The organism is Bilifractor sp. LCP21S3_F8, from assembly GCF_052117805.1.
Taxonomy (GTDB): domain Bacteria; phylum Bacillota; class Clostridia; order Lachnospirales; family Lachnospiraceae; genus Bilifractor.
Genome location: NZ_JBQKIK010000012.1, coordinates 1 through 13,451, shown reverse-complemented (window position 1 = coordinate 13,451; position 13,451 = coordinate 1). Strand labels below are relative to the sequence as shown.

At 50.5% G+C, this 13,451-nt stretch carries 8 protein-coding genes; 6 read left to right on the top strand and 2 right to left on the bottom strand.

The genetic code is table 11. The annotated features are described in order from the left end of the window. Positions 1–10: 10 nt before the first annotated feature. Both ACTQ3A_RS07165 and ACTQ3A_RS07160 read right to left on the bottom strand, forming a co-directional pair. Positions 11–703 (bottom strand): phosphatase PAP2 family protein, encoded by a 693-nt coding sequence (locus ACTQ3A_RS07165; protein WP_441101042.1) that lies wholly within the window; start codon positions 701–703, stop codon positions 11–13. Between the two features lie 75 nt (positions 704–778). Beyond that, the gene (locus tag ACTQ3A_RS07160; RefSeq protein WP_441101043.1) at positions 779–1,621 is read right to left on the bottom strand and encodes a glycerophosphodiester phosphodiesterase family protein; all 843 of its coding nucleotides are present in this window, start codon (positions 1,619–1,621) and stop codon (positions 779–781) included. A 345-nt stretch (positions 1,622–1,966) separates the two neighbouring features. Between ACTQ3A_RS07160 and ACTQ3A_RS07155 the strand changes: the two genes are divergently transcribed. The 6 genes from ACTQ3A_RS07155 (at position 1,967) to radA (ending at position 12,864) form a co-directional block, all read left to right on the top strand. Then, on the top strand, positions 1,967–5,731 hold the full coding sequence (locus ACTQ3A_RS07155) for a phosphoribosylformylglycinamidine synthase (RefSeq protein ID WP_441101044.1): 3,765 nt from the start codon (positions 1,967–1,969) through the stop codon (positions 5,729–5,731). Between the two features lie 255 nt (positions 5,732–5,986). Continuing rightward, positions 5,987–7,354, top strand: a complete 1,368-nt coding sequence (locus tag ACTQ3A_RS07150) for a hemolysin family protein (RefSeq protein ID WP_441101045.1) — start codon at positions 5,987–5,989, stop codon at positions 7,352–7,354. A 137-nt stretch (positions 7,355–7,491) separates the two neighbouring features. Continuing rightward, positions 7,492–7,998: an SEC-C metal-binding domain-containing protein gene (locus tag ACTQ3A_RS07145; protein ID WP_441101046.1), complete on the top strand. Its 507-nt coding sequence runs from the start codon at positions 7,492–7,494 to the stop codon at positions 7,996–7,998. A 96-nt stretch (positions 7,999–8,094) separates the two neighbouring features. Next, positions 8,095–10,668 carry an ATP-dependent Clp protease ATP-binding subunit gene (locus ACTQ3A_RS07140; protein ID WP_441101047.1) on the top strand — a complete coding sequence of 858 codons (2,574 nt, stop codon included), beginning with the start codon at positions 8,095–8,097 and terminating at the stop codon, positions 10,666–10,668. A 195-nt stretch (positions 10,669–10,863) separates the two neighbouring features. Next, positions 10,864–11,277, top strand: coding sequence for an endosialidase (locus ACTQ3A_RS07135; RefSeq protein WP_441101048.1), 414 nt, complete (start codon positions 10,864–10,866; stop codon positions 11,275–11,277). Positions 11,278–11,460: 183 nt separating this feature from the next. Then, complete coding sequence (radA, locus tag ACTQ3A_RS07130; RefSeq protein WP_441101049.1) at positions 11,461–12,864, top strand: DNA repair protein RadA; 1,404 nt, start codon at positions 11,461–11,463, stop codon at positions 12,862–12,864. The last annotated feature ends 587 nt before the right edge of the window (positions 12,865–13,451 follow it).

The following is a 13,451-nucleotide window of genomic DNA, read 5'->3' as shown; positions in this document are numbered from 1 at the left end:
CTGAGACCGGTTACCTCCCGGAAGTGGCAAAGCTGTCAGCCTCTGCCTGCGGTTCCGCAGCTTCTGCCGGTTGGTAAATCAGACGATACAGAATAATGCTCATGAAGATTCCCCCGGCGACATCGTATACGGAATGCTGCTTCAGAAACATTGTGGAGAGAATGATCAGAAAAGCCAGCGTAAAGGTTCCGATCCGGAGGCCCTTGTAATTCTTCAGCATCTTGCAGTTATTGACTGCCAGGGCAGCGGAGAGGGAATTGTATACGTGGATACTCGGGAAAACATTGGTGGGTGTATCCATCTGATACAGCCTTGCGACCATCCGGCTGAAGATGTTGTGATTCGGAAGCGCTGCGGGACGGATATCCAGCCCGTTCGGATAGATCGCCGAGACGATCAGGAAAATAGTCATTCCCGAGAAAAGATAGAGGAGGAAGCGGTGATATTCCGTTACATCCCGGTTGATTGCGGTGAAAAATCCGAACACAAGAAACATGAATACAAACCAGGAAAAGTAGAACACAACAAAATATTCAATAAAAGGTATATACCGGTCGAGCGGGCAGTAGATCAGATGATAGCTTCCCGGATTCCGGATGGTTTTCTCCAGATAACGAAATACAAGAGAATAGAAGACCGCATAGGCGGGAAGAATCCAGAACTGTTTTCTGGATCGGAAAAACGCCGCTACAGATGTCAGCATAAAAAATCCTCCTTAATCATTCAGGGCATTGAGGTATCCCGGTTCTTCAATCATTGATTTTACCCTCAATTTTCATCATGCAATTTCAGCCGGCAGGAATTTTTCAAAAATGATTCCGTCATAGGCATGTCTGCATTTCCGAAATTCCTCGGAAGTTCTCACCGTCCAGGCAAAAACAGGAATCCGGAACAGGTTCTGATTCAGATAAAAACCAAAAGCATCAGACGTGCGGAAGTTATAAGCGACAAAGTCAGGTCTGCTGAGCGCATTAACCAGAAGCGAAGAGGAAAGAAGGGCGATCAGCGGATTCAGCCTGTCTTTTGCCGTGTATTTACCGGAAAGCTGGCCGACAATCGCGTCAGGATCCAGCTGCTTGTATTTTCTAAGGCCCAGAGGATTGAAAGACTCAATCAGGCAGGGACCCTGATAATCCTTGAGAAGATCATACACATAGCAGCAGAGTTCCGTGCTGACCGAAGGAAGTTTCAGCTCAATCAGAAGCGGGACCCTTCCATTTACCAGGCGCAGGACATCTTCCAGAAGCGGCATGTGATGCTCAGTGAAGGAAAGAGAAAGCTTCATGAGATCCTCCGCATTCATCCGTTCACAGGTTCCCCGGACATGACAGACACGCATCAGGGAGTCATCGTGAAAAACGACGAGTTTCTTGTCTTTCGTCAGATGCACGTCAAGCTCAATCGCGTATCCCTGGTCAGCCGCCCGCGCAAATGCGGGGAGCGAATTCTCCGGGATGTTCTGCGTCATATCCCACAGGCCGCGGTGGGCAAAATCCCATCTTGCCAGATCCAGCGTTTTCTGTTTTCTCTTTCCATCGATTCTCGGATGAATACCCCAAAGATAGAACAGAAACAATCCAACCACTATGCCGAGTGCAAGCAGAACTGCATGTATTACCATATTCCAACTCCAAAATCTGTATTTTTCAATGTGACGTATTTCAATGTCACGTATCAGGACTCTGATTGACAAGCTATATTTTGCTTCGAAAGACCCGTTCTGTAAAGATGAAATAATAAAATTTTATTAAGTTTTAACGTGTTGGTGAGAAGAAGATGAATTTTTTATGAAAAAAATTGGCCGGCAGATCGCCTGTTTTTGATTTTACTTGTCGGTAAAACTGTGTTATTCTGTATCTGAATATGCGGATCGGCCTTCAGGGACGGGAAAATCCGGCTTTATGAAGACCTTCCATACAGATGCCGTAACAGTCTATACTTTCAGAAATAGGAAAGGACAGCAAGAATGAGCCAGGTAAGACGTGTATATGTTGAGAAAAAACCGGAATTTGCCGGTCAGGCGAAGGAATTAAGCCACGAGATCCGTCATTATATGGGCGTTTCCGGTGTGAACGATGTCAGAATCCTTATCCGGTATGATGTCGAGAACATCAGCGACGAGGTATTCGAGAAGGCATGCCATGTCGTATTTGCCGAGCCGCCGGTTGATACTCTGTACAAAGAGGATTTTCCGAAGGCGGAGAACGCCCATGTATTCTCCGTGGAATACCTTCCCGGCCAGTTCGACCAGAGAGCAGATTCCGCCGTGCAATGTGTACAGTTCCTGAAGGGCGATGAGCAGCCGATTATCCGCACTGCCACCACCTATGTCATTGACGGAGATGTGAGCGACAAGGACATGGAGGTGATCAAGGGACACTGCATCAATCCGGTTGATTCCCGTGAAAGTGCCGCCGAGAAGCCGGAAACCCTCGTGATGAGCTTTGAAGAGCCGGCAGATGTGAAGGTATTTGACGGATTTATCGAGATGGACGAGAACGCGCTGCAGGATCTCTATCAGTCCCTCAACCTGGCGATGACCTTCAAGGATTTCAAATTCATTCAGGATTATTTCGCGAACGATGAGAAGAGAAACCCGACCGTTACCGAGATTCGCGTGCTGGATACCTACTGGTCCGATCATTGCCGTCACACCACATTCTCGACCGAGCTGAAGAACATTGCCTTCGGTGACGGTGATTACAGGGCTCCGATTGAGGACAGCTACAACCGGTATCGTCATGATTTTGACGTCCTTTATAAAGGAAGAAACGGAAAATATATCTGCCTGATGGATCTGGCATGCCTTGCAGCAAAGAAGCTGAAGGCGGATGGAAAGCTGACCGATCAGGAGGAATCTGATGAGATCAATGCCTGCAGCATCATCGTTCCGGTCGATGTAGACGGAAAGTATGAGGAGTGGCTCATCAATTTCAAGAATGAGACGCACAACCATCCGACAGAGATTGAACCCTTCGGCGGCGCTGCGACCTGTCTGGGCGGCGCGATCCGTGATCCGCTTTCCGGAAGAACCTATGTGTATCAGGCGATGCGTGTCACTGGAGCGGCGGACCCGACCGTTCCGGTTTCTGAAACCATGAAGGGCAAACTTCCGCAGAAGACGCTGACGAGACAGGCTGCGCACGGCTACAGCTCCTACGGAAACCAGATTGGTCTTGCAACCGGCTATGTCAAGGAAATCTACCACCCGAATTACGTGGCGAAGCGTATGGAGATCGGCGCGGTGATGGGCGCGGCTCCGAGAAGAGCGGTGCAGAGGCTGAATTCGGACCCGGGCGACATCATCATTCTGCTCGGAGGCAGAACCGGCCGTGACGGAATCGGCGGAGCGACGGGATCCTCCAAGATTCATACCACACAGTCCCTTGAGACCTGCGGTGCAGAGGTCCAGAAAGGTAATGCGCCGACAGAGCGGAAGCTGCAGAGAATGTTCCGCCGCCCGGAGGTCAGTCACATCATCAAGAAGTGCAACGACTTTGGCGCAGGCGGTGTTTCCGTTGCCATCGGTGAACTTGCTCCCGGACTCCGGATCGACCTGGATAAGGTTCCGAAGAAGTATGCGGGTCTTGACGGCACAGAGCTGGCAATCTCCGAATCCCAGGAGCGGATGGCAGTGGTAGTATCTCCGAAGGATGCGGATCAGTTCCTGAAGTACGCACACGAAGAGAATCTCGAGGCGGTTAAGGTCGCTGTCGTTACGGAAGAGCCGCGCCTTGTGATGAACTGGAGAGGAAAGACCATCACGGATCTGTCCCGCGCCTTCCTGGATACCAACGGCGCGCATCAGGAGACCGATGTAAAGGTCGATATTCCGAATAAAGCAGACAGCGTTCTTAAGAGAAGCGGAGATATTGACGACGTAAAGGTAAAATGGCTGGATTCTCTCAAGGATCTGAATGCATGCTCTCAGAAGGGTCTGGTCGAGATGTTCGATTCCTCGATCGGCGCCGCGAGCGTTCTGATGCCTTACGGAGGAAAATATCAGCTGACCGAGACGCAGAGCATGATCGCCAAGGTTCCTGTTCCGGATCTGAAGACCAATACCGTCACCATGATGGCCTATGGCTTCGATCCCTATGTGTCAAGCTGGAGCCCGTATCACGGAGCAGTTTACGCTGTGACACAGTCTATCGCGAAAATTGTCGCGGCAGGCGGTGATTTCCACAAGATTCATTTCACCTTCCAGGAATACTTCCGCAGAATGACAGAAGATCCGGAAAGATGGAGCCAGCCGTTTGCGGCTCTTCTCGGCGCGTATGAGGCGCAGATCGAGTACGGTCTTGCTTCCATCGGCGGCAAGGACAGCATGTCCGGTACCTTCAATGACATCGATGTTCCGCCGACGCTTGTGTCCTTCGCGGTAGATGTCGCGGAACTGAAGGATGTGATCACACCGGAACTGAAGACCCCGGGAGACAAGCTGGTCTGGATCCGCATTCCGAAGAATCAGTACGAGCTGCCGGTCTATGATCAGGTTATGGATCTGTACAGCAGGGTACATGAAGACACCGAGGCGGGACGGGTCAAGGCTGCCTACGTTGTCGAGAGAAGCGGAATTGCTGTCGCGGTAAGCAAGATGGCGTTCGGTAATAAGCTCGGCGTTACCATTGATCACAGTGTGGATGCGAGAGACCTTTTCAGCCCGTATCTCGGAGACCTTATCCTTGAGGTACCTTCCGATCAGGTCGGTAAGCTTGCTTCTTCTTACACGGTTATCGGTGAGGTAAATGGCGACGGAGTATTCCGTTACAGCAATACCTCCATTTCCATGGACGATGCTCTGAACGCGTGGAACGGGACATTGAGCGGCGTGTTCAAGACCGTTTCCGGCGTTCCCGCAAAGGATACCGGCGTTGAGGACAAGGGATTATTCAAAGCAGACAGCATCTATGTGTGCGGCCACAAGCTCGCGCAGCCAACCGTATTCATCCCTGTATTCCCGGGAACCAACTGCGAGTACGACAGCGCGAGAGTCTTCGAGGCGGCCGGAGCCAGAACCATCACAAAGGTATTCCGCAATCTGAGCGCAACAGATATCGTGGATTCTGTGGAGGAGTTCCGCAAGGCGATTGAACAGTCCCAGATCATCATGTTCCCGGGTGGTTTCTCTGCCGGAGATGAGCCGGATGGATCTGCCAAGTTCTTCGCGACTGCTTTCCAGAACGCAAGCATAAAGGAAGCGGTAAATGACCTCCTGCAGAAGAGAGATGGACTTGCTCTGGGCATCTGCAACGGCTTCCAGGCACTGATCAAGCTCGGTCTTGTACCGAACGGCGAGATTACCGGTCAGAAGGAGGACTCGCCGACGCTGACCTTCAACACCATTCATCGGCATATTTCCAAGATGGCATATGTCAAGGTTGTGTCCAATAAATCCCCATGGCTTGCCGGAACAGAGCTGGGAGGCATTTACACGATGCCTGCTTCTCACGGAGAAGGAAGATTCGCGGCGAACTCCGAGTGGATCCGCAGACTTCAGGAGAACGGTCAGATTGCCACCAGATACTGTGATCTCGATGGGAACTTCACCGATGATGAATACTGGAACATTAACGGCTCCTACTTCAACATTGAGGGAATCACCAGCCCGGACGGACGCGTATACGGCAAGATGTGCCATGCGGAACGCCGCGGAGACGGGGTATCCGTCAACATCTACGGTGAAAAAGACATGAAGCTTTTTGAATCCGGTGTAAATTACTTCAGATAATACACTTTGGAATTTTCAAATTTCATCAGATGGTTTCAGGTTTGAAATTTCATCGGGTGATTTCGGATCAGAGGCTTCCGGTTCGGAAGCCTCTTTGTTTACGCGAACAGTGAGCCGCAGCCGAATGCGAAGTATTCGTGTGCGGCGAGCGTCGCGATAGCGAGATAAAACTCGCGCAGCGTGTTTTATCTCGTTTGACATACGGCAATGCTTTTTTATACAACTTATGAACGATTGATTTGGAGGAAATAACGAATGGACAGTGGTCCCTGGATATGGTACGTTATCCTGACGATCCTGATGATTGCGCTTTCGGCAGTATTTACCGCCTGTGAGACAGCCGTACTTGCGTTGACAGACACACAGATTGATGAATTGAAGGAAGAAGAAAATACGGCGGTTCCCTATCTTCAGAAATTGAAGGGAAATTCCGGAAGATTTCTCACTTCGATTCACACACTGAATATGCTCTGTATCGTGGGGAGCTCAGCTGCGCTGACCGCAGTCTGCCTGGATAAGCTCTGCGGAGCACTGGGAATAAGCGTAGGCGATGGCGCTGCCCGGGCAGCCGTCACAGTGATCTGTGTCCTTGTGTTCACTGCCATTCTGATGATTCTGACAAATATTCTTCCCAAGGCATTTGCCGGAAGAAAAACGGCCAGGACCGCGTGTGATCTGGCCGGATGGTATCGCTTCTTCGGCGTGATTTTTTTCCCGTTAACGGAAATCATCTCAGGCATCTCAAACGGAATCCTCAGGCTCAACGGGATCGATCCTGCGAGTCTGAGAATGAATGTGACGGAGGACGAAATCAAGATGATGGTAGACCGGGGAACCATGCACGGCAACATCAATTCGGATGAGCAGGAGATGATCCGCAATGTCTTCGAGTTCGATGACATCTCTGTTGATGAGATCTGCACACACAGGAAGGATGTCGCCTGCCTGTATGAGGAGGATCCGCTCGAGGAGTGGGAGAAAACCATTCACGAGAGCCGTCACGACCAGTTCCCGGTTGTGCGGGAAACTCCGGATAATGTACTTGGCGTTCTGGATGCGAAGGATTATTTCCGCCTTCGCGGCGCAACACAGGAGGAAATTATGGCCCGCGCGGTCGATCCTGCCTATTTCGTACCCGGTTCGGTCAAGGCGGATGTTATGTTTCAGCACATGAAGACCACAGGCAATTACTTCGCCATCGTTTTGGACGAATATGGCGGAATGGACGGCGTGATCACCATGAAGGATCTGCTCGAGGTTCTGGTAGGGGATCTTACGGAAGACGACGAGACGGATGAACCGGACGACATCATCAAGATTTCTCCGACAACCTGGCGAATCCAGGGCGGCGCATCCCTCGATGAGGTGAATCAGGCCCTTGGCAGAAATCTTCCAGACGAGGACTACGACACCTTCGGAGGCTATATTCTGGGCCGCCTCGGTTACGTCCCCGAGGACGGAAGCCATTTCGAGCTGGATACGGACGCCATGCATATCCGCGTGTACCGTATTCAGGATCACAGGATCGAGAATACCCTTGTGACGCTGCTGCCGGAACGGATGGAAAACACCGGGGATGCTTCCGAAGAGGAAGAAAAAAGTCCACAGACAAAGCAGAAATGAGAACGAGAAGTTTCCAGACTTGAAATTCTATGCGGATTCATCTATACTGTTTTAGAATGCTTGCGGCATCCTATCGTTTGGGGCGGATCCGAAGACAGCCGCGCGGCATTTAGAAAACAGAAGGATGGTATTTTGAAATGGCCTTATTACAGGATTGGCAGGCAATTGCCTACAATAAAGAGACAAATAAGAATGAACTTCAGAAGTTCTGGCAGGATTATTTCCTTGTTGAGAAGGGAATATATGAGAAGCTTCTGACGAACCCGAATGAGGTAGTAAAGGGTACGGTCAAGGAGCTTGCGGATAGATACAAGATCGACGTTATGACGATGACCGGATTTCTGGACGGGATCAACGATTCCCTGAAGGTGCCGAATCCGATTGAAACCATGACAGAGGACACCGAGGTAAACCTTGGCTTCGACAAGGAAAAGCTCTACAAGAACATGGTTGACGCAAAGGCAGACTGGTTATACAACCTGCCGGAGTGGGACCTGATTTTTTCCGCGGAAAAGAAGAAAGCTCTCTATCTCGAACAGAAGAAGTCCGGCACTATTGTGAAGCCGAAGAAAATCGGCCGCAACGATCCCTGCCCCTGCGGAAGCGGCAAGAAATACAAATACTGTCACGGCAGAAACAAATAATCCGAAATGATCAGCCCGGGAACAAGCATCCCCGGGCTTTTTTCAAATCAAGTTCGGAAAACCTGATGAGAAAAGAAGTGAAAAAGAGATAACAATATGAACAATCAGTTTACATCGAATGCGCGCACAGCTCTATCCCTTGCGAAAAAAATGGCAACGGACAACAGCCAGTCCTACATTGGAACCGAACATATCCTTTTCGGGCTTGTCAGGACAAAGAACAGCACCGCGGCAGCTGTGCTCAAAAGCTTTGGAGTGACGGAAGAAATTCTGAACAAATTCATCAGCTCCATGATTGTACCGGCGGAGGACTCTCCGGTGTGCTACAAGCCGGAATTCACGGTAAAAGCACAGAAGATACTCGATGAGGCAGTCCGGATTGCCGGCAGAGAGGGCCATCGGCTGGCAGGAACCACTCACATCATGATGGCGATCCTCCGGGATTCCGACTCTGTCGCCTACAAGCTGCTTCATTCCACGGAAATCGTGAATATGCAGAAGCTCTATCTGGCTCTGATGAAAACCGCCGGACTGACGGAGGAACAGATGCAGAGCGAAGTCGACGATATCCGTTCGGAATCCGGTGAGCAGAGCGGCAAAACACCGACACTGGATCGTTACAGCAGAGATCTCACGGCAATGGCACGGGAGCACATCCTTGATCCTGTGATCGGTAGAGAGCGGGAAATCACCCGTGTCATCGAGATCCTCAGCCGCCGGAAAAAGAACAACCCGTGCCTGATCGGTGAACCGGGTGTGGGAAAGACTGCAATTGTTGAAGGCCTTGCTCAGAGAATCGCTGAGGGAAATGTCCCGGACGCTATGGCGGAAAAACGCCTGGTCACACTGGACCTTTCTTCCATGGTTGCGGGTTCCAAGTACAGAGGTGAATTTGAGGAACGCATCAAGAAGGTGATCGGAGAAGTAACCGCAGACCGTAACATTCTGCTCTTCATCGATGAAATCCATACGATTATTGGCGCGGGAGGAGCAGAAGGAGCTCTGGATGCGTCAAACATTCTGAAGCCGTCCCTGGCAAGGGGTGAGATTCAGCTGATCGGCGCGACTACTACGGAGGAATACCGTAAGCGCATTGAAAAGGATGCCGCGCTGGAACGAAGATTTCAGCCGGTCACCGTTGAGGAACCCACTTCGGAGCAAACCCTTCAGATCCTTCGGGAAATCCGCCCGCTCTATGAAGCACACCACGGCGTAAGGATACAGGACGAGGCACTGGACGCGGCCGTGCGCCTCAGCACCCGTTATATTAACGACCGCTTCCAGCCGGACAAGGCGATCGATCTTATCGATGAGGCGTCCGCGAGCGTCCAGCTGGGAGACTTCAGACGCGCGGCAGAAGCTGCCGATGGCAGAACAGACTCCGCGAATGAACCGGGGACTGCGTCAGACGAAGCCGGGGTCGGGTCAGAGTCTGTAGACGAACTCGAGCAGAGCGTACAAAAGCTTACCCGGACCGCCGCAGACCGGGCGTCTGTGGAAGACCGCATCCTTGAGATGCGTCGCATCAAGGAAGATTTTATCCGGAAAAACGATTTCGCAAGCGCCTCCCGGGTTCAGAAACTGCAGAATACACTGGAGAGCTGTCTGGAAAAAAGTGAGAAGAAGGGGTCCGGCAGAAGAAAACAGGTTACCGCAGAGGACGTCGCAAAAACAGTATCCATGTGGACCAGGATTCCGGTTTCGAAAATCGCGGAATCGGAATCCAGAAAGCTGGCGAGACTCGAAAGTATTCTGCACAAGCGTGTCATCGGACAGGATGAGGCAGTGTCTGCCGTTTCGCGGGCAATCCGGAGAGGCAGGGTCGGCCTGAAGGATCCGAATCGCCCGATCGGCTCGTTCCTGTTCCTGGGTCCGACCGGTGTCGGCAAGACGGAGCTGTCCAAGGCATTGGCGGAAGCAATCTTCGGAAGTGAGGACGCCATGATCCGTGTGGATATGTCTGAGTACATGGAGAAGCACAGCGTATCCAAGCTGATCGGGTCACCGCCCGGTTATGTCGGGTACGATGAAGGCGGACAGCTCTCAGAAAAAGTGCGCCGTCACCCGTACAGTGTCATCCTCTTCGATGAGATCGAAAAAGCACATCCGGATGTCTTCAACATTCTTCTTCAGGTGCTGGACGACGGACACATCACCGACGCGCAGGGAAGAAATGTGAGCTTCAAGGAGACCATCATCATCATGACCTCGAATGCCGGCGCAAACCGGATAGTGCAGCCGAAGCATCTTGGATTTTTATCAGAGGACAATGAAGAACGGAATTACAGCGATATGAAGGATCAGGTCATGGATGAGATCCGTCAGATGTTCCGTCCGGAGTTTCTGAACCGTATCGATGAGATTCTGGTGTTCCACTCCCTCGGCAAGAAGGAGATGCATCGGATCGTCGATATTCTCCTCGGAGATCTGATCCGGCGCTGCAGCGATCAGATGAACATTCGTCTGACTGTCACCGCGTCGGCAAAGGATAGCCTCATTGAGAAAAGCTATAACAGCAAATACGGAGCAAGACCGCTCAGACGCGCCATCCAGACCAGGATCGAGGATCCACTTGCGGAGGAGATTCTAAAAGGCTCGATCCGGAGCGGAGACCACGTCTCGGTGAGCTGCCGGGATGACAAGATTATCTTCCGGACACAGAAAAAATGATTGCCGAAGGACAGCGAACTGCCGGTATATCACAATTTCACAATCCTGCCTGTTGAGAAAAAAACACGAATATCGTATAATATTTGCAAAGATTAAATGGCGGGCACGTCATCCGCGTTAGAAGGGGAGGCGGACCGCCGAAAGTATCTGTCAGTCAGATACACGAATATTCTATAGCAGAAGGAGTACAAAAAAATGGCTGTCGTTAAGGAACTGCTTCGCGCAGAAAATGACGGAACACTGAGCTTTGGCAATTATGAGCTGGACGCAAAGAAAAAGCTGGGAGATTTTGAATTCAAGGGCAATCTGTACAAAGTAAAAACCTACCGGGAAATCACAAAACTGGAATGCAACGAAACCTTTGTATATGAATCGGTTCCCGGCACTGCGGTAAGAAATCTCAAGATCACAGATCAGGAGATCTCCTTCTCTGTGGAAGGACCGGAAGACGCAGAAATCACGGTTGGCGCCGCTGAGAATACAGAATATCAGGTTCTTCTCGACGATGTGAATGTGGGACACATGACCACGAATATGGGTGGAAAGCTCTCCTTCAGTGTTGAACTCAGCGAAGGAAAATCTGTAAGCGTGAAGATTGTAAAGGTCTGAACCTGCTTGAACGTAAAGATTGAATGAGTTCGAACAGGCGTGAATGCGAAGATTGAATGAAGTCCGAACCTGTTTGGACGTAAAGATTGAGTGAAAGTCCGAACCGACTCGAAGTTAAGCGGAATTGATATGAACAAAAACCAGGCTCCGGAGGATTCCGGAGCCTTTTTCAGGAGATTTTACATGAGCAAAGACAAAAAGAGCGCTTATTTCTGCCAGAACTGCGGATATGAATCCGCAAAATGGATGGGTCAGTGTCCCTCCTGCCACCAGTGGAATACGTTTGTGGAAGAACTCGTTTCGACAAAGAAATCCGGTACAAGAAGCACCGGGCTGTCATCTGCAGGAAATAGCGAGCGCTTGAAACCGAAATCACTTTCGGAGATTGATGTCTCATCCGGGCAGAGGACCCGGACAGACATTGGTGAGATGGACCGTGTACTTGGCGGCGGTATCGTAAAAGGATCGCTGATTCTGATCGGCGGAGACCCGGGTATTGGAAAATCGACCCTGCTTCTTCAAGTGTGTCAGCATCTCACCGCAAAGGGCGTCCGGGTGCTCTATGTGTCGGGAGAAGAGTCCCTGCAGCAGATCAAACTGAGATCCGTGCGCATTGGCACTTTCAGCGACAATCTCAAACTGTTGTGCGAAACAAACCTTACCGATATCGAGGGAGTCATTGAGCATGAGAAGCCGGACATGGTTGTCATTGACTCCATTCAGACGATGTACAACGAGGACATTCAGTCATCGCCCGGGAATGTCTCTCAGGTCAGGGAATCGACCGGGGTGCTGCTCCGCATTGCGAAGACCATGCTGATTCCGATTTTCATTGTCGGTCATATGACGAAGGAGGGAAATGTCGCCGGACCCAGAGTCCTGGAGCACATGGTAGACACCGTGCTCTATTTTGAGGGAGACAGAAGTCAGTCCTACCGGATCCTCCGCGCGGCAAAGAACCGTTTCGGCTCGACAAACGAAATCGGCGTATTTGAGATGCGCGCAGAGGGGCTCAAAGAGGTGGCGAACCCTTCGCAGTACATGCTGGACGGCAGACCGACTGACGCATCCGGCTCTGTCGTCGCCTGTTCGATGGAAGGTACCCGCCCCATCATGATTGAGATTCAGGCGCTGGTGTGTCGCAGTAATTTCGGATTTCCGAGACGAACTGCAAACGGAACGGATTATAATCGCGTAAATCTCCTTATGGCCGTCCTGGAAAAAAGAGTACACATCAATCTGTCACAAAGCGATGCCTATGTGAATATCACCGGCGGAGTGAAAATGACAGAACCTGCTGTAGATCTGGGCATTCTTCTCGCGATCGCGTCGAGCGCAAGAGATATTGCCATCCCCGCAGACACGGTAGTCTTCGGCGAAGTCGGCCTCTCCGGAGAAATCCGTTCCGTGGCAATGGCTGAACAAAGAGTCCGTGAAGCCCAGAAATTGGGATTTCGGACCGTCATTCTTCCAAAATCCTGTATGCGCGCTCTGTCGGGAGTCCGGGAAAGCTCACCGATCAATCTGATACCAGTATCCAATATCGGGGAAGCCATCGGGTACCTCAATGCACTCAAAAAAGCATGAAAATATGATAGGTGATTCTTGATTTGCGTCGCCCGGCTGTCTTGTGAAGGGCGACGATTCTGTGAAAATCTTAATTTGCGTCGCCCGGCCGTCTTGCGGAGGATGATAGTTTTACAATACGCAATAGCAGGATTCCATCCTTAAATGCGGAGGGTTTTGGAAGGGTTAAATTCCACTACGAGATGGAATTTACTTTTGTAATTGAGAAGACGCAAAAAAAATGAAAAAAGTTGTTGACATACATTCGCAATGATGATATAGTATACATCGTTGCAGCGATGCGACAAAACAATTCAACCAAAATGAATTGAGCTGAAAGATTTTCAACACAATCGATTTGGTTATAGAAAACGAATGAACATTGACAACTGAACAGTAAAACACATCCTCGAAAATTCAAATGAAGTTTTATAAAATTTTTGTTTGAACGATCGAAAGTATTCAACGGGTTATCGAACTGTTCACAGGGAGATAACGAATTGATTACGATCCTTTAAAACAGTAAAAAGGGATGAATTAGCCAAGTGTTAATTCTGAACGAATCAATCTTTTTTATGAGAGTTTGATCCTGGCTCAGGATGAACGCT

What these genes read in the sequence shown, in the direction of transcription:
- ACTQ3A_RS07135 (WP_441101048.1), top strand. Translation starts at nt 10,864, where the DNA reads ATGGCTGTCGTTAAGGAACTGCTTCGCGCAGAAAATGACGGAACACTG.
- ACTQ3A_RS07155 (WP_441101044.1), top strand. Translation starts at nt 1,967, where the DNA reads ATGAGCCAGGTAAGACGTGTATATGTTGAGAAAAAACCGGAATTTGCC.
- ACTQ3A_RS07160 (WP_441101043.1), bottom strand. Translation starts at nt 1,621, where the DNA reads ATGGTAATACATGCAGTTCTGCTTGCACTCGGCATAGTGGTTGGATTG.
- ACTQ3A_RS07145 (WP_441101046.1), top strand. Translation starts at nt 7,492, where the DNA reads ATGGCCTTATTACAGGATTGGCAGGCAATTGCCTACAATAAAGAGACA.
- ACTQ3A_RS07165 (WP_441101042.1), bottom strand. Translation starts at nt 703, where the DNA reads ATGCTGACATCTGTAGCGGCGTTTTTCCGATCCAGAAAACAGTTCTGG.
- radA (WP_441101049.1), top strand. Translation starts at nt 11,461, where the DNA reads ATGAGCAAAGACAAAAAGAGCGCTTATTTCTGCCAGAACTGCGGATAT.
- ACTQ3A_RS07150 (WP_441101045.1), top strand. Translation starts at nt 5,987, where the DNA reads ATGGACAGTGGTCCCTGGATATGGTACGTTATCCTGACGATCCTGATG.
- ACTQ3A_RS07140 (WP_441101047.1), top strand. Translation starts at nt 8,095, where the DNA reads ATGAACAATCAGTTTACATCGAATGCGCGCACAGCTCTATCCCTTGCG.